Source organism: Bradyrhizobium sp. Bra64, assembly GCF_024519875.1.
GTDB classification, from domain to species: domain Bacteria; phylum Pseudomonadota; class Alphaproteobacteria; order Rhizobiales; family Xanthobacteraceae; genus Bradyrhizobium; species Bradyrhizobium japonicum_G.
This window is the reverse complement of sequence record NZ_JALJRD010000009.1, coordinates 134,677-153,295: the sequence shown is the minus strand read 5'-3', so window position 1 is coordinate 153,295 and position 18,619 is coordinate 134,677. Positions and strand designations below refer to the sequence as shown.

Here is an 18,619-nt window from a genome sequence, read left to right as displayed (position 1 = left end):
CCGCCCCAGGCCCGCCACTCCGAGGCGCGGCTGCTCCGGCGACTGGGCCGTTCGTCCCGGATCATGCTGCGCAGCCGGATCGTGATGATCGGCTAAGGCCACCGATACTTGCCATTATCAAATAATTATTTGACAATGGCAAGTATCGAGGTGTCCTCATGTCATCTAACGGTACCGACGACCCCATCGCAGCGGTCCGCGCCTTCAACCGCTTCTACACCCGCAAGCTTGGCGTGCTCGACCAGCACCTTGGAAAGAGCCCGTTCTCGCTCAGCGAGGCCCGCGTGCTCTACGAGCTCGCGCAGCGAGACGACCTCGCGGCAAAGGAGATCGGCAATGAGCTTGGCCTCGACCCCGGTTATCTCAGCCGCATCGTGCAAAGCTTCGACGAAAAGGGGCTGATCACCCGCAGGCCCCTGCCCGCGGATCGCAGGCAATACCAGCTCAGCCTCACCGCAAAGGGCCGCCAGACCTTTGCCAAGCTGAACCTGGGCTCGCAAAATGAGGTCGCCGCAATGCTGGCTCAGCTTTCGGCCAGCGATGCAACGCGGCTCACGCAGGCCATGGGGACCATCGAGGCTGTGCTGGAGCAACGTCGAAGCCAGCCTGCGGCTTTCATGCTGCGCAGCCATCGCGTCGGTGACATGGGCTGGGTCATCTCCCGGCAGGCCGCCGCCTATGCCGCCGACTACAACTGGGATATCAGCTACGAGGCGCTGGTCGCCGAGATCTGCGCACAGTTCATCAAGAACTACGACGCCATGCGCGAGCACTGCTGGATCGCGGAAGTGGGGGGCGAGGCGGTCGGCTCGATATTCCTGGTCAAGGCCACCGACGAGATCGCCAAGCTGCGCCTGTTGCAGGTGGAGAAGAAAGCACGGGGGCTCGGTGTCGGCCGCGCGCTGGTCGAGCAATGCATCCAGGGCGCACGCGAGAGGGGCTACGGCAAGATGACGCTGTGGACGCAGAGTATTCTGGTGGCGGCCCGCGGCATCTACCAGAGCGCCGGCTTCAAGCTCGTGAAGGAAGAGAAGCACCACAGCTTCGGTGCAGATCTGGTGGGCGAGACCTGGGAGCGGGATCTGTAACGATTTGCGATAAGCGCGATGCGCGTGAATGCGCCCTCGCCCCTTGCGGGAGAGGGCAGCGACGCTGGTAGACGCGACCTCACTTGGGTGAGGGGTATGCCTCCGCGAACTTCGGCGCTTGCAGATAGATACCCCTCATCCGGCGCTTCGCGCCACCTTCCCCCACAAGGGGGGAAGGAAGAAAGAGCAAGCTACACCGTCGCGCCCTGCGCCTTCGGCCTTCGCAGATGCTCGTCCAGGCGCGGCATGATCTCGACGAAATTGCAGGGGCGCGTCCGGTAGTCGAGCTGGGCAGCCAAGATGCCGTCCCAGCCGTCGCGGCAGGCGCCGGGCGAACCCGGCAGGCAGAAGATGTAGGTCGCGCCAGCAACGCCTGCTGTGGCGCGGCTCTGGATCGTCGACGTGCCGATCTTGGCATGGCTCAGCAGGTGGAATGCGATCGAGAACCCGTCCATGCGCTTCTCGAACAGGGGCTCGATCGCCTCAGGCGTGACGTCCCGCCCGGTGAAGCCGGTGCCGCCGGTGGTGATGACGACGTCGATGCCGGCATCCGCGATCCAGCGGCGGATCACGGCGCGGATCGCCTCGACATCGTCGGTGACGATTTCGCGCGCGGCAAGGTGATGGCCGGCAGCGGCGAGACGGTCCGCCAGCGTCTGGCCGGATTTGTCATCGGCGAGCGCTCGCGTGTCGGAGACCGTGAGCACCGCGATGTTGAGCGGGATGAATTGTTTTGCTTCGTCGATGGAGGCCATTGGTGCTTCCTCACGTGTCCCGGACGCGATGCAGCGTCATAAGCGCGTTCACGCGCGTCTTCAACGCGCTATGGCGGTGCAGCGCATAGCCGGGACCCCACCCACTGATCTTGGGAGACCGGCGTTGTGGGCCCCGGCTCTGCAGCGCACCGCTGAAGAAGCGCTGCGCTGGGTCCGGGGCTCGAGGTCGGACAACTACTGCTGCCCGCCGCCGAACGTGTTGCAGGCCTGGACCGAGCCCTGCTGGTAGCCGGTCATGAACCATTGCTTGCGCTGCGCCGCCGAGCCGTGGGTGAAGGAATCGGGCACGACGCGGCCGGTGGCCTGGCGTTGCAGCGTGTCGTCGCCGATCGCGCTCGCCGTGGTCAGCGCAGCATCGATATCGCCCGCCTCCAGGAAATTCGGCCGCTTCTTCGCCTCGCGGTTGACCCAGACGCCGGACAGGCAGTCGGCCTGCAACTCGACCTTCACCTGCAGCGCATTGGACTCGGCCTTGCTGCCGGCCTGCTGCTGCAGCCGCGTCACGCGCGGAATGATGCCGAGCAGGTTCTGGATGTGATGGCCGGCCTCATGCGCGATGATGTAGGCGGTGGTGAAGTTACAGGCGGACTTTCCGGAGCAGCCGCGGAAGCGCGTCTCGACCTCGCGGAAGAATCCGGTGTCGAGGAAGATGGTCCTGTCGGGCGGACAATAGAACGGTCCCATCGCCGACTCTGCCCGGCCGCAGCGGCCGCCGTTGGTGACGTTGCGGAACAGCACGACCTTCGGACCGGTGTAGGACTGGCCCGAGGCCTGGAAGATCTCGCTCCAGCGGTCGTCGATCTCGCCGAGGATGCCGGAGATCATGCTGCCCATCTCGTCGGTTGGCGCGCCGCGCTTGGCAGAGGTCGACTGGCGATCGGTCTGATAGCTCGGCGCCTGGCCACCGCCGGTGAGGATCTCGGCGCCCCCGATCAGGATGCGCGGGTCGATGCCGAAGGCATAGCCGACCAGGCCGAGCACGATGATGGTGCCGATGCCGAGCCCGCCGCCGCCCATCGGCAGGCCGAACCCACCTCCGCCACCGCCCCCGCCGCCATCGTCGCGACGATCCTCGATATCGTCGCTGCGGCGGAAATCATCATAGCGCATGGCGGCTTCCCTCGGTCCTGGATGGCATCATTTGGGCGCAAGGCGCCGAAGCTCAACGCGCCACTCACGTAAAATTTCCATTGCGTTAATCAATATCCCGCTCGGCAATTATTGCCTAGTGCGACAGCATGGCAATGCCAGCAATTTTTTCCGAGGGTCGTGCATTTTTTTCCGAGGGAAATCCGGAGTCATTTTGCGCTCCGGCCGCTCCCGCAACGCGAAGGCACGCGAAATACACTGCAAAACACGGCGATTGCGCGCAACAAACCGCACATCACGCGCGATGCGAGAATTGCTCACGAAAGCGGCGGGTTAAGTCGATTTTTACTTTGCCGCTTCAATGTAACGGTCAGTCGGTTGTTTGGTCCCGCGTCGCCGACAGCGTCGCCTGAGTCAGAGTTCTTGAGTCATGGTAGAGTCGCGTCGCGGGGCGTCTGCAAGGGCGCCCCGCACAAATTTTGAGTCTCCCGCGCATCGCATCATTCTCGGCGATTGCGTCGCCGAGATGTCGAAGCTTCAGGCTGGTTCGGTCGACCTCGTGTTCGCCGATCCGCCCTACAATCTCCAACTCAAGGGCGACCTCAAGCGCCCCGACGAATCCCATGTCGATGCCGTCGACGACGACTGGGACAAGTTCGATTCGTTTTCCGCCTATGACGATTTCACCCGCGCGTGGCTGCTCGCTGCCCGCCGCGCAATGAAGCCGTCGGCGACGATCTGGGTGATCGGCTCCTATCACAACATCTTCCGCGTCGGCGCGATCATGCAGGACCTCGGCTTCTGGCTCCTGAACGACATCGTCTGGCGCAAAACCAACCCGATGCCGAATTTCCGTGGCCGCCGCTTCACCAACGCGCACGAGACCATGATCTGGGCCGCGCGCGACGAGAAGGCCAAGGGCTACACGTTCAACTACGAAGCGCTGAAGGCCGCCAACGAGGACGTGCAGGCACGGTCCGACTGGCTGATCCCGCTCTGCACCGGCGAGGAGCGTCTCAAGGGCGCCGACGGCAAGAAAGTGCATCCGACGCAGAAGCCGGAAGGCCTGCTCGCGCGCGTGCTGCTATCGTCCTCCAAGCCCGGCGATCTCGTGATCGATCCTTTCAACGGCACCGGCACCACCGGCGCTGTCGCCAAGCGCCTCGGCCGCTCCTATATCGGGTTCGAGCGCGACAAGACCTATGCCAAGGCTGCCGAAGCGCGTATCGCCGCGGTCGAGCCGCTGCCGGAAGCAAGCCTCGCCCCGTTCATGACCGCGCGCGAGGCGCCGCGGGTGGCGTTCTCCGAGCTGATCGAGCGCGGCATGATCATGCCCGGCACGAAATTGTTCGACGCCAAGAAGAAGCTCGGCGCACTCGTGCGCGCCGACGGCGCCATCATGCTGGGAGACAAGGTCGGCTCAATCCATCGCATGGGCGCGGTCGCACAAGGCGCGCAAGCCTGCAACGGCTGGACCTTCTGGCATGTCGAGACCAAGAAGGGTCTCAAGCTGATCGACGAGCTCCGCGCCGAGATCCGTGCCGGCATGGCGGCAGGGTAGGCTTTCCGCGATCTTGCAGGGTGGGCACGGCGCTTTGCGCCTTTGCCCCGCCCTGCGGCTCCTTGAATGACGCAACGGCCGGGACTAGATTGAGCAGGTCAGTCCCGACCGGCGGGCTCCCATGCGACGACAGTCCGAGACATTGCTGCTGGTGCCGCTGCTGCCGATCTTCCTGGTCGGCATGTTTCCGATGTTCCTGATCGCGCTATTGGGATTTTTCGGCCTCGCCGTGTTCGGCGTGCTGGTGGTCTGCGTCGGGCTCGCCGGCAGCAACGAGGCGCACGACAATTTCAATCACGACGTCATCGTTCACGGCTATGCGCGGGGATCGGAGCGCGCGGCGCGGGCTTCCGACATGCATCTGGCGGCGCGGCTCGGGCTGCGGCTGGAGGCCGTGGGCGCGGCCATGGTCATTACGGCGGCGATCGGCCTTTGTTACGCCGGCTGATCTGCGCGGCGCGCAGGTACCGCCCGGCAAACTCGCCGGTTGCCCTCCCGGACAAGGTTCAGGCAAGAGAGGCCGTTAGCGACAGTGACGCTGCGTTCGCTCTCGGCCGGCAACAATGGGGAGATGCCCGATGCTCAAGTTCTATTTCAACGGATCGCCGAACCCGACCAAGGTCGCGCTTTATCTCGAGGAGTCCGGTCTGCCCTTCGAGCCGGTCAAGATCGACACCCGCAAGGGCGAGCAGTTCACGCCGGAGTTCCTGAAAATCAATCCGAACGCCAAGGTGCCTGCGATCGACGATGGCGGCACCATTGTTTTCGACAGCAACGCCATCCTGCTCTACCTCGCCGAGAAGACCGGAAAATTCCTGCCCGCGGCCGCCGTTCGCGGCGAAACGCTGTCATGGCTGATGTTCATCGCCACCGGTGTCGGGCCCTATTCGGGCCAGGCCGTGCACTTCAAGCATTTTGCGCCGAAGGACCAGAACCACGACTACGCCCATAACCGCTACCAGTACGAGACCGATCGCCACTACAAGATCCTCGACGGCCACCTTGAAGGCCGCCTCTACATGGTCGGCGATGCCTATTCGATCGTCGACATGGCGCTGTGGGGCTGGGCGCGGATGGTGCCGTTCAAGCTCGGCGACGAGGCCTTTGCGCGCTACCCGAACGTGAAGCGGCTGGTCGACGAGATCTCGGCGCGGCCGGCGGCGGCGCGTGCGATCGCGCTGAAGGACAAGTTCACGTTCAAGGCCGAGATGGACGACGAGGCCCGCGGCAACATGTTCAAGCACATGACGACCAAGGTCGCCTGATCGCATTGGATTGTTTTGGAAGGCCACGCGCATGCGCGTGGCCTTTTGCTTTTACGCGGCGTGGACCGAGCTCAGGAATTTTGCGACTTCCTGCTTCAACCGGTTGCTGTCGGCCGACAGCGAGCGCGCCGCCGACAGCACCTGCGAGGAGGCCGAACCGGTCTCGGAGGCGCCGCGCTGGACGTCACCGATGTTGGACGACACGCGCTGCGTGCCACGGGCCGCCTGCTGGACGTTGCGGGAGATCTCCTGCGTGGCCGCGCCCTGCTCTTCCACGGCGGCGGCAACCGTCGAGGAGATTTCCGACAGCCGCTCGATGGTGCCGCTGATCTCCTTGATCGAACCGACCGATTCCTCCGTCGCGGCCTGGATGCCGGAGACCTGCTGGGCGATCTCGCCGGTGGCCTTCGCGGTCTGCTCGGCGAGAGCCTTGACCTCCGAGGCCACCACGGCAAAGCCGCGGCCGGCTTCGCCCGCGCGCGCCGCCTCGATGGTGGCGTTCAGCGCCAGCAGGTTGGTCTGGCCGGCGATGGTGCTGATCAGCTCGACCACGTCACCGATGCGGGCGGCGGCCTTGGAGAGCTCGCCGACGCGCGCGTTGGTCCTGCTCGCCTGACCGACGGCTTCGCCGGCGATGCGGGCCGACTCCTGCACCTGTCGCGCGATCTCCGTCACCGATGAGGACAGCTGTTCGGTGGCCGAGGCAACGGCCTGCACGTTTGCCGTGGCTTCCTGCGATGCGGAGGCGACTTCCGTCGACAGATCCTGGGCACGCGAGGCGGTCGTGGTCAGGGTGCCGGCGGAGGCTTCGAGCTCGTTCGACGCCGACGACACGGTGTTCACGATCTCGCCGACGGCCTGCTCGAACTGGTCGGCCAGCTTGACCATGTCGGCTTTGCGCTGCCCGGCCTGCCGCGCCTCGACCTCGGTCTGCTCGTGGCGCATGCGCTCGGTCTCGACCATGTTGTCCTTGAACACCTGGATCGCCATCGCCATGTCGCCGATCTCGTCGGCCCTGCCGCGACCGGGTATTTCGACCGCGAGATTGCCGCCGGCAAGCAGTCCCATCGCCCGGGTCATCGAGGTCAGGGGACCGACGATGCTGCGGGCGATCAGCACGGCGACGAGGCCGCCGAACAGGACGGCGAGGCCGCCCGCGATCTCCTGGATCGACGTCGTTCCGGCAATCACGGCTTCGGCATTGCTGCGCGAGTCCTTATAGTCCTTCTTCAAGGTGGTTTCCGCGACCTTGAGCTTGCCGATGCTCTCGACGATGAGCGGCGCGAGGTTCTTGTGATAGATCTCGTCGGCCTGAAGCATCGCAGCGGATGTCGTCTCGAACGCGGATTTGTAGATTCCGAGCGAGGTCTTCACCGGCGTGAGCGTGGTCCGCAATTCCGTCGCCTGCTGGCTCTTTTCGATCGCCGTGAGCCGCTGCATCGCCCTGTCGACGTTGGTCCTGAAGTTCGCGGGCCCCTTGACGTCGCGCAGGGCCAGGAAACGCCAGTTCGCGATCTGGACGAGAAGCAGCCTGGATTCGAGGTCCGCGACGAGGGACGCGGTGTCTTCGTCGACGGCCGCACGCGCCGTGTCGACCAGCTTGGCCATCTTGACGGTCAGTTCGTCGCCACTCGGCAGCAGCGTCGCCTTGCCCGTTCTCGCCTCGTTGACGGCGTCACTCAGATTGTCGCGCAGGCTCCGCATCCTGGCGATGTCGCCGATGAGCCCCTCGTAAAGCTTTCGCCGCTCCTGCGACAGCGTACCCTTCGCCCCGACCTGCAACAACTCGGTAGCTGCGGTCTCCCGCTCCGCGGCCTCCTTCATCGCGGGCTCGCTGGCGTCGTAGATGTATCGCAAATTGGCGCGCTGGATGGCCTGAAGGTGGGTCGAAATCTCCAGCACCCGCGCGGTGCTGTCCGAAAGCGCCGATTGTCGCCCGACCTGATCCTGGACCTCCCGCAAATTCCAGACGGCAACCACCGCCATCACGAGACCGACCGCCACCAGGGCCATGAAGCCTGCGTACAGGCGTCCCCTGATCCGCAAACGAAACTTCGGCATTCCCACTATCCACCCAGATGCATGTCACTTCGAGCGGCCGAACGTCCGGCGATCGTCACCGGCCACCCTGGCAGCCGCGCGTCGCATCCATGCGACCCACGCTGCACCGCGGCACAATGGGGGACACTTGTTAATTGAACCTTCCAATTTTTCGCGTGCGAATGCATCCGCCCGCCGAAATCTGCTGATTTTATCGGCAGCCATGCACAGATTGCGGTGTGGCCCGCGGCGGCATGCAGGGTCCTGCATGCGTTGCCTGAAAGCATGCGTTGCCTGACGAATGGCTATTGCGCGCTCTCTCGCTGCAATTTGCCGAGCGCGTTCTCGACCACTTCCAGCGTGTACGGCTTCTGAACCACAGGCGCCGAAGCCAGCTCCACCGGAATCGGGGCGCGCTCGCCATAGCCGGTCGCGAAGATGAAGGGCACGCCGATCTCCTTGAGCTTCTGCGCCACCCGGATGCTGCTCTCGCTGCCGAGGTTGAGGTCGAGCAGAGCAAAGCTCGGGCGCATGCGCTCGATCGAGCGCAGCGCCTGGTCGACGCTCGCGGCGGTGTCGACGTGGCGGGCGCCGAGGTCGAGCAGGATGACCTCCGCCGCCATCGCGATGATCAGATTGTCCTCGACGATCAGCGCCGTGTCGGAAATCCGCGGGCGGGACGATTGCTGCTCTTCGATGCGCATGGCGGCTCCTGCGATTGATGACACGAGTTGGACGAAGTTGGGGGGAATGATGAACGTCGCTTGCACGCCCAGCAGGTCGAAGCGGATTTCGGCTTCGCCCTTGAGGTCGAACGGGACCGAGCGCTCGATGATCGTGGTCCCGAAGCCGCGCCGCGACGGCGGCTGCACCGGGGGGCCGCCGCTCTCCTTCCAGTCGATGACGAGGCTCGACGACGGATCGAGGCGCCAGGCCACCTCGACGCTGCCGGTGGAATCGGCGAGTGCGCCGTATTTGGCGGAATTGGTCATCATCTCGTGCACGACGAGGGCCAGCGTCGCGAACGCCCTGGGATCGAGCGCTACGTCGGGTCCGCCGATCTTCACCCGGTCTGCGCGCGCGCCCAGATAGGCGCCGGCCTCGGATTCGAGGAGCGAGCGCAACGCGACAGGCGCCCAGTTCAGATTGGTGATCTGGTCGTGAGCGCGGGCGAGGGCCTGGATGCGGCCGCCGAGCACGCCGGCGAACTCCTCGACGCTGGCCGCGGTGTCCTTGCTCTGCGCCACCAGAGCGCGGACGAGGCTCAGGATGTTGCGAACGCGGTGATTGAGTTCGGCGATCATCAACTCCTGCCGCTCCTGCGCGCCGCGCCGCTCGCGCGCGGCAAGATCGGACAGTTGCAGGATCACCTCGAGCAGCGTCACCCGCAGGCTCTCGGCGATACGGATGTCGGCCGACGACCACGGCTTGGACTGGCCCGCCACCGTCTCCTGCCACAGCTCGAAACTCTTGCGCGGCGTGAGGCGCGGCCCGTTCGGACCCTGGTCGTAGACCTTGTTGGGATCGCCGGCCCAATTGACGGAGCGTGTGACCTCGCGACGGAAGAAGATCAGGCAATCGCGCGGCGTGCGCGAGATCGGGATGGCGAGAAAGCCCGCCGCGCGGTCGCGAAAGGACTGGCCGGCGGCATAGACCTTGGCGATCTCGGCGCTGGCGAAGATCCGTCCCGGCGTGGTCCGGTTGATGAAGGCAACGAGTTCCTTCACCTCATCCTCGGTCGGCGTCTCGCCCTGAAGCGCAATCCTGTTGTCGGACCACACCGCCACGCCGTCGCAATCGATCATGTTCCCGTAGTCGCCGAGGAAATCGACGATCGCGCGCCGGCTGTGCTCGTGCAGGGCCGCGGTCTCGATCAGCCGCTCCTGCACCTGGTGGGCGCGTGTCTCGTAGGCGACGTCGCCCTCGCGCTCGCGACCCTCCACGATCCAGGAGAACATCTGCCCGAACAGCTCTGATGCCGTGCGCTTCTCGAACGAGATGTAGCGCGGCGAATAATGATGGCAAGCGAACAGGCCCCACAGCTTGCCGTCACGCAGGATCGACACCGACATCGAGGCGCCGACGCCCATGTTGCGCAGATATTCGATGTGGATCGGCGACACCGAGCGCAGTACGCTCATCGAGAGATCGAGCAGCGCCGCATTGTGCGTGGCCGTCGACACCAGCGCGGCCGGCTGCGCATCGATGTCCGCGATGATGCGCAGCCAGTTGCGCTGATAGAGAACGCGGGCCTGCCTCGGGATGTCCGACGCCGGATAATGCAGGCCGAGAAACCGTTCGAGCCCCGCTTCCGCAGCCTCCGCGATCACCTCGCCCGATCCGTCCGGATGAAACTGATAGACCATGACGCGGTCGAAACCGGTCAGCACCTTGAGCTGCCGCGCGGCCTCCCGAGCGAGCTCGTTCATGCCGCGCGTCTTGCGGATCCGCTCCAGCATCAGGCGCACGAGCTCGCCGGAATTGACGCCGGGCTCGATGACGCTCGGCTCGGCTTCCACGACCAGATAGGCGCCGGAAAAATGGATCGAGAGATCAAAAGGCGGCTTGCCCGACCGGAGCTCGACGCCGAACACGCGTTCGGTCGCGTCCGGCCCGCTCAGATGGTCGACGCGGCTGCGAATGGTCTCGACGGCGGCTTCCGAGATGACGCTCGACAGCGGTCGCTGCAGCAGGTCGGCGGCGTCAGTGCCGAGAAAACTCGCGACGTTGCCCGATGCCATGCAGATCGTGAAATCCGACAGCACCGTAAGCAGGAAGCCGAACGGCTGCACGCTGCCGGGAATGTGGATCGGCTCGCGATCGCAATTGGTGAGATTGACGGCCTCGTTCATGCCCGGTCTGCCGCCTGCTCGAACGCGGCGAAGGCGATGCGGGCCGCCTCGATCACTTCTTCCTGGTCGCAGGCCACCTCGCTGGCGAGCCTTGCCAGAAAGCTCTGCCAGAGCCGCTTGCCGGCGCCGTGATTGAGGTAGGCGGTGGCCTCGCCGATGCGTGGATCGCCCGCATCCGCAACCGTCTTCAGCAGGAACTTGGCCCCGAGCCGGGAGCCCTCCAGCACGTACATGGTGCCCAGCACACCACTGCGCGTCAGCGGCGGCACCGACACGGTGGATTGCACGGCGCTGCCGAGCCGCCCGAGGTCGGCCGCAATGGCGGCCCTGCGCACCCGCTCCGGCCAGTCCGGAAACATCCGGGCAACGCCGGCCTCGTCGAGCGCGGCTTCGAGCGGCAGCAGCGCGCCGGCGCTGGCTTGCAGAAAGCGGCGGTAGCCGGAAAAGACGGTGAGATCGAACGACGAAAGCTGCGCATCGAGCTCGCGGTGCGCAGCAGCCGTCTCATCTCTCAGTCGTTCGCGGAGTCCGGGAAAGCTGCGGCCCACCTGTGTCGAAACGTCCGAAGCCCCAGCCAGCATGAAATTCCCAAAACGCGCGCAAAGCCGGCGCGCGATTGCCCCGGAGCCGAAGGAACGCAGGGGGAATCCAAAGGTTCCGCCAGCTCCGGAAAAACCGGGCATAAGAAGGACGGCTCGCGCCCACTCCTCTGGCCCGCACGACCATCGCTGGCTGCGACGGACAAAATCGGCTGGCGGACGCGACGTCGTTCAATCGGGTCAGCCCGCGGCCCTCACCGTTGCCTGCGGAAAAGGACCCAGCGCCTTCTCGGTCAGGATCGAGTCGCAATACTCGCGGATCTCCTTGATCTTGCCGTCCTCAAGGCGAAACACCAGACAATAGTCGTTGTCGTAGCGCACGTCCTCGGGCGTGACGTTGTCGCCCTTGGCTTCCACCACGACGATGTCGCCGTCGGCGATGAAGCGATGGGCGACCGTGCGCGTGCGGTCGCGAAGGCGGGTGCGCACATAGCCGTGCAGATCGTTGAGGATCGCCTCCTTCCCCGCGAACGTGCGCGACCATGAATATTGACCGGTCACGACCCATTTGGCGTCGTCGGCCAGGCTTGCGGTGAACAAAGCGCGGTCGCGCACGGACGGATCGGGGCTGGCGGCAGCGGCAAAGATATCCTGCATCAGTTTCTTGTTGGCGCTCGCGCTCATGGCGGCATCTCCTTGTGGTGGCATCGCGGGGAGATCATCGCGGCGAGAGGAGAATTCTTCAAATCGATAGAGGATATGATATCTATTCGTCTCATGAATTTGAATTCGCTTGACCTCAACCTCCTCACCGCACTCGACGCGCTGCTGCGCGAGGCCAATGTCAGCCGCGCCGCGTTGCGGATCGGGCTGTCGCAGCCGGCGGCGAGCCACGCGCTGCAGCGCCTGCGCGACATTTTCGGCGACCCGCTGCTGGTGCGTACCGGCGCGCGGATGGAGCTGACCCCGCGGGCACAAGCGCTGCGCACGCCGCTGGCACAGGCGCTCGACCAGGTGCGCGGGCTGTTCGTGCCGGATGATTTCGACGCCGCACGCAGCGAGCGGCAATTCCGGCTGATGATGCCGGATCTCGCGGTCGAGCTGTTGATGCCGCCCTTGATGGAGAAGGTGACGCGCCTCGCACCCAACGTCCGCATCGACGTCGTGCCTTGGCGGGGACCGGCCATCTTCCACGCCGAGTTCGCCCGCACCATCGACCTCGTGATCTCGATCGGCAACGCCTTCAAGGGGTTTCACCGCCAATTGCTCTACACCGACGGCGATGCACTGGCGGTGCGGCGCGGGCATCCCATGGGCGCGAAGCTGAAGCGGCGCGAAACCTTCCTGGCCGCGCGCCATGTCGGCGTGATCATTCGTGGCCAGCCCGAGGATCTGATCGACACCTGGCTGCGCAGCAAGGGCATCGAGCGGCACATTTCGCTGGTGGTGTCGGGCTATCTGGAGGCGCTGCACGTCGCCGCCCGCACCGACCTCGTCGCCTTCGTGCCGCGCCGGCTGATCGCGGCGCTGTCGAAGCAGCTCGGCCTCGTCACGGTGACGCCGCCGCTCGACCCCGGCATCGACGAGCAGTTCATGTTCCATCCGACCCGCGCGCAGATGGACCCCGGCTCGATCTGGCTGGGGCGGCTGATGCTGGAAACGGGACGGGAGCTGGAGAAGAAGGGGCGTGCCGGGTAGGACGCAGCTTCAAAGCAAATAGTGTCGTCCCGGGTCTGCGCTTACGCTTGCCCGGGGCGACAGGGGAATATGCGGCCGCGCTCTTACGCCTTCTGGGCGTCCATCACCTTGCGCACGGCGGGGCGGTCGGACATGCGCTTGAAATGATCGGCGATCTTTGGTGTCGCGTTGATGTCGACGCTGTCGCCTTCGAGCCAGTGCGAGATCGTATGGAGATAGGGATCGCAGATCGTGAACTGATCGCCCATCACCCAGGGACCTTTGAACATCTTCTGCTCGATCAGGGCAAAGCAGGCGCCCATGGTCTTCGGGATCATCGCCTTCATGTCGGCGAACGAGCTCTCTTGCGTCGCCCAACGCGCGCCACGCATCTTGTGCGCATGGTTGATGTGCACGGTCGAGCAGAGATAGGAGTTGAACGATTGCACCTGGGCGAAGTCGAAGGGATCGTCGAGCGGCGCGAGTTTCGCCTTGGGGAAGGTCTGCGCGACATAGGCCAGCATCGCCGGCGTCTCGGTGAGGACGCCACGGTCGGTCACCAGGGCCGGCACGCGGCCCTTCGGGTTGATCGCGAGATAGTCCGGGCTGGTCTGCTGGTTGTCCTTGAAGCTGAGCCGTTCAGCCGTGTAGTCGGCGCCGGCCTCCTCCAGGGCCATGTAGGTGGCGAGCGCGCAGGTGCCGGTGGCGTAGTAGAGCTTGAGCATGTCGGACCTCATGGTAAAATTGGAAACTAACGGCTGCGGGCCTTCAGGTCCATAGCACGACATTCTCTTCGCAGTTGCCCACATCCGCCCGCCTGTGCCAAGACGCTCGCGGTCGGAGGGGTTTTGTTATGACGGTACTCATCGCCGGTGGCGGCATCGGCGGGCTGACGCTTGCGCTCAGCCTGCACGGAATCGGCGTTCCCGTAAAAGTGTTCGAGAGCGTCGCCGAGCTGCGGCCGCTGGGCGTCGGCATCAACGTGCTGCCGCACGCGGTGCGCGAGCTGATCGAGCTCGGGCTGATGGACAAGCTCGACGCCAGCGGCGTGCGCACCCGGGAGCTCGCCTACTTCTCCAAGCGCGGCAAGCCGATCTGGAGCGAGCCGCGCGGGCTGGAGGCCGGTTATAAATGGCCGCAGTTTTCGATCCATCGCGGCACGCTCCAGCAACTCCTGCTCGACGCCGCAGTCGAACGCCTCGGCCGCGACAACATCCTGACCAGCCATCATCTGACCGGCTGGAGCGAAACCGCTGACGGCGTGCGCGCCGATTTCATCGACAGGGCGACCGGCAAGGCCGCCGGGACCTACGACGGCACCATCCTGATCGCGGCCGACGGCATCCATTCCGCCGCGCGCGAAAAACTCTATCCCAACGAAGGCCCGCCGATCTGGAACGGCCGCATCCTCTGGCGCGGCGTCACGCCGGCAAAGGCGTTCCTTACCGGCCGCACCATGATCATGGCCGGGCATGAGATCCTGAAATTCGTCTGCTACCCGATTTCGAAGCAGCCGGATGCGGCGGGCAATCATCTGATCAACTGGGTCGCCGAGCGCCACATGCCCCCGACCTATCAATGGCGTCGCGAGGACTATAACCGCACCGCGCGGCTGGAGGAGTTTCTGCCCTGGTTCGAGAGCTGGCAGTTCGACTGGCTCGATGTGCCCGGCCTGATCAAGAACTGCCCGCACGCCTATGAATATCCGCTGGTCGACCGCGATCCGGTGTCGCAATGGACCTTTGGGCGCGTCACGCTGATGGGCGATGCCGCACATCCGATGTATCCGATCGGCTCCAACGGCGCGTCCCAGGCGATCCTCGATGCCCGCACCATCACTCGCGAGATCCTGACGCACGGGCCGACGCAGGCCGCCCTGCTTGCGTATGAGGCCGAGCGGCGCCCGGCGACCACGGACCTCGTGCTGCTCAACCGCAAGAACGGGCCTGAGCAGGTGATGCAGCTCGTCGAGGAGCGCGCGCCCGACGGCTTCGAGGTCGTCACCGACGTGCTGTCGCAGAAGGAGCTGGAAGACATCGCTGCCAACTACAAGCGCGTCGCCGGCTTCCAGGTCGAGGCGCTGAATGCGAAGCCTGCGATCGTGAGCGCGGGTGCGAAGCGGGCGGGCGGTTGAGCAAGCCGCCCGTCGAGCCGCGGGGTCCTCTTCACCTCTCCCCGTAAGAACGGGGCGAGGGAGCGAGAGACCGGTGCTCGCCTCACCGCACCACCCTCGCCGCTTCGAGCAATCGCTCGTTGGCGCTTGCCGTCGCCAGCAGAGTCCCGTCTTCCGCCGTCAGCCTGGCCTCGACGAACGCAATCGTCTTGCCGAGCTGCGTCACCCTGGCCTCGCCGATGATCGGTCCGGGCTTTGCGGGGGCCAGGAAATTCACGGTCATGCTGATGGTGGTGGTGTAGAGTCGGCCCTCGCTCATCACCAACACGGCGGGGCCCATCGTGTCGTCGAGCATGGCCGAGAGCATGCCGCCCTGGATGAATCCGGCCGGATTGCAGAACTCCGGCTTGCCGTCGAAGGCGAGCTTGATCCAGCCTTCCTGGGGGCGGGCATCGAGCAGGCGCCATCCGAGCAGCTCGGCGCAGGGTGGCCTTGGAAAGTTGTCGAGCGCGGTCTTGACCATGCAAACCTCCGGTGCGGCCATCCAATAGATCATGCCTGCTGACACCATGGTGGCAGCAGCGCCACGCCGCATCGCTCCAGGGAACTACGGAAAATCGCACGGATTCAAGGCATTCCGCACCCCGTTAAGCACACTTCAACCAAGCGTTTTCACGACCGATTCAATACGATCCAATTGGCCGATCCGCCGGTAAGCGGTTAGAAGTTACCTCATGGGACAAGCGGCGGCGAAACCGGAGCCTTCCATGAGAGCCCTTTTGCAGCGGGCAGCAGATCGCCTGCACGCGATCGAAGATCGACTGACCGTTCGGACGCAGATCGCTGCGGCCCTCGCCGCGATGTCCATCGTGCTGGTGGGCACGCTCGCCGCCGGCGCAGCTCTCATCAGCTACAAGCACACTGCCTCCCTTATCGAGAGCAACCTTGCCGGGATCGCGTCCAGCACCTCCGCCCGGCTCGACCGCTTCATGGCGACGCGGCAGCAGGAGATGAAGCTGTTCGCGGAGCTCGAGCCGATGCAGCGGCTGTGGCAGGGGAATCCCGATGAATTGCGCAGCGCGCTCGAGGCGCTCCAGCACTCCTTCGATTTCACCTGGATCGGGTTTGCCGATCTCGACGGCAACGTCGTGGCCTCAACCGGCGGCCTGCTTCAAGGCAAATCCGTGGCCGCCCGCCCCTGGTTCAAGCAAGGTCTCGAGAGAATTGCCGTTGGCGACGTGCACGAGGCCATGCTGTTGGCCTCGCTGCTGACGCAGCGCGCCAACAACGAGCCTTATCGCTTCGTCGACATCGCCGTTCCCGTACGTGACGCCTCCGGCCGGCTGCTCGGCGTGCTCGGCGGGCATCTGGACTGGAATTGGGCCAGCAATTTGATCAAGGACGTCGAAGCCAATGACGGCAACACCGACACCCGGCTCTCGATCCTGAGCAAGGGCGGAATGGTCCTGGTCGGGCCTCGACAGGAAACCATCCGTTATGGCGGCGACGAGCTTACCGGCATTTTGAAGGCCCGCGACGGCACCTTCCGGGAAACGACGGAGGGACGGCAGACCCTGACGGCGTTCCACGTCGGCAGCGGCTATCGCGATTATCAGGGGCTGAACTGGATCGTCACCGCGAGCCAGCCGGCGAGCGTAGCGCTGGCGACGGCGATCTCGTCGGCGCAGACGATCCTGGCGATCGGCGTCGTCACCGCCGTGATTGCGCTGTCGCTGGCCATGCTGGTCTCGCGCCGGATCGCCGCCCCGATCATCGCCATCACGCAGGAAGCGGACCGCATCGGGCGCGCACACGGTCCGACCATGCTGGCGCGGCAGAGCGGTTCTGCCGAAGTCGTCCAGCTCTCGCGCGCCCTGCGCTCGCTGCTGCGCCGCATCGGCCTTGCCGAGGAGCGCACCAAGGAGGCCGAATTGCGCGCGACCGAGAACGCGATGCAGCTCCAGGAAGACCTGCTGAAGCTGCGCCAGCTCGCCGACACCGATTTCATGACCGGCCTGATGAACCGCCGCTCGTTCCTGGCCGTCGCCGACGACGCGGTGGCGTTCTGTCGCCGCTACAAGCGCAACATGGCGACCTTGATGATCGACATCGATCATTTCAAGAAGATCAACGACAGCCATGGCCACGCCGCCGGCGACGACGCGATCAAGAGCATCGCCGAGATCATCAGCCAGTCGATCCGGACCACCGACAAGGCGGCCCGCTTCGGCGGCGAGGAGTTCGTGGTGCTCTTGCGCGAGATCGACCAGGAGACCGCCGTGCTGCTGGCCGATCGCATCAGGACGTCGATCGAGAGCGCGACGGTGCGCCATGGCGACACCGTCATCCCCGTCACCGTGTCCGTCGGGCTCGCGCTGTTCGACGAGAGCGACCGCGACGTCCAGGACGTCATCGAGCGCGCCGATCAGGGCCTCTATGTCGCCAAGAAAACGGGGCGCAACCGCATCTTCCTGATGCCGGCGGAAGACGAGCGCGCCGCGCGCGCCGCCTGACGATTTTCAGCCCAGCGCGTGCGCGATCACCTTGCGCATGACGTTGGGCAGCGCTTCGCCGGCAAGGGTCGCGACCGGCACCCAGCGCATGCCTTCCGGCGCGCGCGTGCGCGCCTCGGCCCTCGCCCTGTAGACCACCAGCTCCAGCGGAAAATGCGTGAAGACGTGGGTGACCACGCCCACCTTGCGCTGCCAGCGCGACAGCCCCTTCAGCGCGGGCGCCTGCCGTTTTGCCCGGGCGTCGTCTTGGCCGGCCAGCCAGTCCGAACCCGGCACTTCGGTCATGCCGCCGAGCAGGCCTTTTTCGGGCCTTGAGCGGACGAGCAACTCGTCGCCGCGCGTCACGACGAAGGCGGCGCCGCGCCGCAGCGTCCCGCTTTTCTTCGGCGCCTTGCGCGGAAAGGTCTCCTGCGTTCCCTGTGCGAGCGCCGTGCAGTCCTCGTTCAACGGGCACAGCGAGCAGGCCGGCTTCTTCGGCGTGCAGATCGAGGCGCCGAGATCCATCAATGCCTGCGCGCTGTCGCCGGCGCGAGAGTCGCCAAGCAGAGTTGCCGCCAATTGCTGGATCCGCGGCTTTGCCTGCGGCAATTCCTCCTCGACCGCGAACAGGCGCGACACCACCCGCTCGATATTGCCGTCGACCGGCATGGTGCGGCGGTCGAAGGCAATCGCCGCGATCGCCGCCGCCGTGTAGGGCCCGATCCCCGGCAGCGCGCGCAGGCCTTCCTCGGTATCGGGAAACACGCCGCCGTGCTCGCGCGTCACAGCGACCGCGCAGGCATAAAGGTTTCGCGCGCGAGAGTAATAGCCGAGCCCGGCCCACATCCGCAGCACGTCGTCCTGCGAGGCCCGCCCCAGCGCCGCGACATCCGGCCAGCGCGCGACGAATTTTTCGAAGTAAGGGCCGACCGCCTTCACCGTGGTCTGCTGGAGCATGATCTCCGACAGCCAGACTCGATACGCGTCCGAGGCCTCCCCGGGCGCGGCGCGCCAGGGCAACCGGCGGCGGTGGCGGTCGTACCATTGGAGGAGCGCCTGCGGGCGTGCCGTGCTCCCCGGCTGAGGAGGTTCCGATTTTGCCTTCAGGGCGGCTTTGGGGCTCATGC

At 65.4% G+C, this 18,619-nt stretch carries 16 protein-coding genes and 1 pseudogene; 8 read left to right on the top strand and 9 right to left on the bottom strand.

What is annotated here, in order from left to right:
- Nucleotides 1–96 (top strand): annotated as a pseudogene (locus tag NR187_RS24415) (glycosyl transferase); the annotation flags it as partial.
- 62 nt (nt 97–158) lie between these two features.
- Complete coding sequence (locus NR187_RS24410; RefSeq protein WP_211386791.1) at nt 159–1,088, top strand: helix-turn-helix domain-containing GNAT family N-acetyltransferase; 930 nt, start codon at nt 159–161, stop codon at nt 1,086–1,088.
- 191 nt (nt 1,089–1,279) lie between these two features.
- Here NR187_RS24410 and moaB read toward each other — a convergent pair whose 3' ends face one another.
- The gene (gene moaB, locus NR187_RS24405; RefSeq protein ID WP_211386792.1) at nt 1,280–1,843 is read right to left on the bottom strand and encodes a molybdenum cofactor biosynthesis protein B; all 564 of its coding nucleotides are present in this window, start codon (nt 1,841–1,843) and stop codon (nt 1,280–1,282) included.
- A 195-nt stretch (nt 1,844–2,038) separates the two neighbouring features.
- Entirely contained in the window at nt 2,039–2,974 is a 936-nt protein-coding gene (locus NR187_RS24400) for a neutral zinc metallopeptidase (RefSeq protein ID WP_211386793.1), read from the bottom strand.
- Between the two features lie 409 nt (nt 2,975–3,383).
- Between NR187_RS24400 and NR187_RS24395 the strand changes: the two genes are divergently transcribed.
- The 3 genes from NR187_RS24395 (at nt 3,384) to NR187_RS24385 (ending at nt 5,779) form a co-directional block, all read left to right on the top strand.
- Nucleotides 3,384–4,514, top strand: coding sequence for a site-specific DNA-methyltransferase (locus NR187_RS24395; protein ID WP_283814105.1), 1,131 nt, complete (start codon nt 3,384–3,386; stop codon nt 4,512–4,514).
- A 121-nt stretch (nt 4,515–4,635) separates the two neighbouring features.
- Nucleotides 4,636–4,962 carry a hypothetical protein gene (locus NR187_RS24390; RefSeq protein WP_256807938.1) on the top strand — a complete coding sequence of 109 codons (327 nt, stop codon included), beginning with the start codon at nt 4,636–4,638 and terminating at the stop codon, nt 4,960–4,962.
- A gap of 130 nt (nt 4,963–5,092) precedes the next feature.
- On the top strand, nt 5,093–5,779 hold the full coding sequence (locus tag NR187_RS24385; protein ID WP_256807936.1) for a glutathione S-transferase family protein: 687 nt from the start codon (nt 5,093–5,095) through the stop codon (nt 5,777–5,779).
- 51 nt (nt 5,780–5,830) lie between these two features.
- On the opposite strand, the gene NR187_RS24380 is transcribed toward NR187_RS24385, so the two are convergent.
- The 4 genes from NR187_RS24380 to NR187_RS24365 form a co-directional block, all read right to left on the bottom strand.
- A complete protein-coding gene (locus tag NR187_RS24380; RefSeq protein WP_256807935.1) occupies nt 5,831–7,840 on the bottom strand; it encodes a methyl-accepting chemotaxis protein in 2,010 nt (669 codons plus the stop codon).
- Between the two features lie 284 nt (nt 7,841–8,124).
- Nucleotides 8,125–10,671 carry an HWE histidine kinase domain-containing protein gene (locus tag NR187_RS24375; protein ID WP_211386798.1) on the bottom strand — a complete coding sequence of 849 codons (2,547 nt, stop codon included), beginning with the start codon at nt 10,669–10,671 and terminating at the stop codon, nt 8,125–8,127.
- On the bottom strand, nt 10,668–11,252 hold the full coding sequence (locus tag NR187_RS24370; protein WP_211386799.1) for a biliverdin-producing heme oxygenase: 585 nt from the start codon (nt 11,250–11,252) through the stop codon (nt 10,668–10,670). Before NR187_RS24370 ends, NR187_RS24375 begins: the two co-directional genes overlap by 4 nt.
- Before the next feature lie 198 nt (nt 11,253–11,450).
- Nucleotides 11,451–11,894, bottom strand: coding sequence for a nuclear transport factor 2 family protein (locus NR187_RS24365; protein ID WP_256807934.1), 444 nt, complete (start codon nt 11,892–11,894; stop codon nt 11,451–11,453).
- A 93-nt stretch (nt 11,895–11,987) separates the two neighbouring features.
- Here NR187_RS24365 and NR187_RS24360 point away from each other — a divergent pair, with 93 nt between their 5' ends.
- Nucleotides 11,988–12,908 carry a LysR family transcriptional regulator gene (locus NR187_RS24360; protein WP_256807933.1) on the top strand — a complete coding sequence of 307 codons (921 nt, stop codon included), beginning with the start codon at nt 11,988–11,990 and terminating at the stop codon, nt 12,906–12,908.
- Between the two features lie 83 nt (nt 12,909–12,991).
- Here NR187_RS24360 and NR187_RS24355 read toward each other — a convergent pair whose 3' ends face one another.
- Entirely contained in the window at nt 12,992–13,612 is a 621-nt protein-coding gene (locus tag NR187_RS24355) for a glutathione S-transferase family protein (RefSeq protein ID WP_256807932.1), read from the bottom strand.
- A 128-nt stretch (nt 13,613–13,740) separates the two neighbouring features.
- Between NR187_RS24355 and NR187_RS24350 the strand changes: the two genes are divergently transcribed.
- Nucleotides 13,741–15,021: a flavin-dependent oxidoreductase gene (locus tag NR187_RS24350; protein ID WP_211386803.1), complete on the top strand. Its 1,281-nt coding sequence runs from the start codon at nt 13,741–13,743 to the stop codon at nt 15,019–15,021.
- A gap of 82 nt (nt 15,022–15,103) precedes the next feature.
- On the opposite strand, the gene NR187_RS24345 is transcribed toward NR187_RS24350, so the two are convergent.
- On the bottom strand, nt 15,104–15,523 hold the full coding sequence (locus tag NR187_RS24345) for a PaaI family thioesterase (RefSeq protein ID WP_256807931.1): 420 nt from the start codon (nt 15,521–15,523) through the stop codon (nt 15,104–15,106).
- Nucleotides 15,524–15,767: 244 nt separating this feature from the next.
- Here NR187_RS24345 and NR187_RS24340 point away from each other — a divergent pair, with 244 nt between their 5' ends.
- A complete protein-coding gene (locus NR187_RS24340) occupies nt 15,768–17,513 on the top strand; it encodes a sensor domain-containing diguanylate cyclase (protein WP_211386805.1) in 1,746 nt (581 codons plus the stop codon).
- Nucleotides 17,514–17,519: 6 nt separating this feature from the next.
- Here NR187_RS24340 and mutY read toward each other — a convergent pair whose 3' ends face one another.
- Nucleotides 17,520–18,617 carry an A/G-specific adenine glycosylase gene (gene mutY, locus NR187_RS24335; RefSeq protein WP_211386806.1) on the bottom strand — a complete coding sequence of 366 codons (1,098 nt, stop codon included), beginning with the start codon at nt 18,615–18,617 and terminating at the stop codon, nt 17,520–17,522.
- Nucleotides 18,618–18,619 lie beyond the last annotated feature (2 nt).

Excerpts from the sequence above, each read along its gene's own strand:
- NR187_RS24410 (WP_211386791.1), top strand. The coding sequence starts at position 159 with ATGTCATCTAACGGTACCGACGACCCCATCGCAGCGGTCCGCGCCTTC.
- moaB (WP_211386792.1), bottom strand. The coding sequence starts at position 1,843 with ATGGCCTCCATCGACGAAGCAAAACAATTCATCCCGCTCAACATCGCG.
- NR187_RS24400 (WP_211386793.1), bottom strand. The coding sequence starts at position 2,974 with ATGCGCTATGATGATTTCCGCCGCAGCGACGATATCGAGGATCGTCGC.
- NR187_RS24395 (WP_283814105.1), top strand. The coding sequence starts at position 3,384 with ATGGTAGAGTCGCGTCGCGGGGCGTCTGCAAGGGCGCCCCGCACAAAT.
- NR187_RS24390 (WP_256807938.1), top strand. The coding sequence starts at position 4,636 with ATGCGACGACAGTCCGAGACATTGCTGCTGGTGCCGCTGCTGCCGATC.
- NR187_RS24385 (WP_256807936.1), top strand. The coding sequence starts at position 5,093 with ATGCTCAAGTTCTATTTCAACGGATCGCCGAACCCGACCAAGGTCGCG.
- NR187_RS24380 (WP_256807935.1), bottom strand. The coding sequence starts at position 7,840 with ATGCCGAAGTTTCGTTTGCGGATCAGGGGACGCCTGTACGCAGGCTTC.
- NR187_RS24375 (WP_211386798.1), bottom strand. The coding sequence starts at position 10,671 with ATGAACGAGGCCGTCAATCTCACCAATTGCGATCGCGAGCCGATCCAC.
- NR187_RS24370 (WP_211386799.1), bottom strand. The coding sequence starts at position 11,252 with ATGCTGGCTGGGGCTTCGGACGTTTCGACACAGGTGGGCCGCAGCTTT.
- NR187_RS24365 (WP_256807934.1), bottom strand. The coding sequence starts at position 11,894 with ATGAGCGCGAGCGCCAACAAGAAACTGATGCAGGATATCTTTGCCGCT.
- NR187_RS24360 (WP_256807933.1), top strand. The coding sequence starts at position 11,988 with ATGAATTTGAATTCGCTTGACCTCAACCTCCTCACCGCACTCGACGCG.
- NR187_RS24355 (WP_256807932.1), bottom strand. The coding sequence starts at position 13,612 with ATGCTCAAGCTCTACTACGCCACCGGCACCTGCGCGCTCGCCACCTAC.
- NR187_RS24350 (WP_211386803.1), top strand. The coding sequence starts at position 13,741 with ATGACGGTACTCATCGCCGGTGGCGGCATCGGCGGGCTGACGCTTGCG.
- NR187_RS24345 (WP_256807931.1), bottom strand. The coding sequence starts at position 15,523 with ATGGTCAAGACCGCGCTCGACAACTTTCCAAGGCCACCCTGCGCCGAG.
- NR187_RS24340 (WP_211386805.1), top strand. The coding sequence starts at position 15,768 with ATGAGAGCCCTTTTGCAGCGGGCAGCAGATCGCCTGCACGCGATCGAA.
- mutY (WP_211386806.1), bottom strand. The coding sequence starts at position 18,617 with ATGAGCCCCAAAGCCGCCCTGAAGGCAAAATCGGAACCTCCTCAGCCG.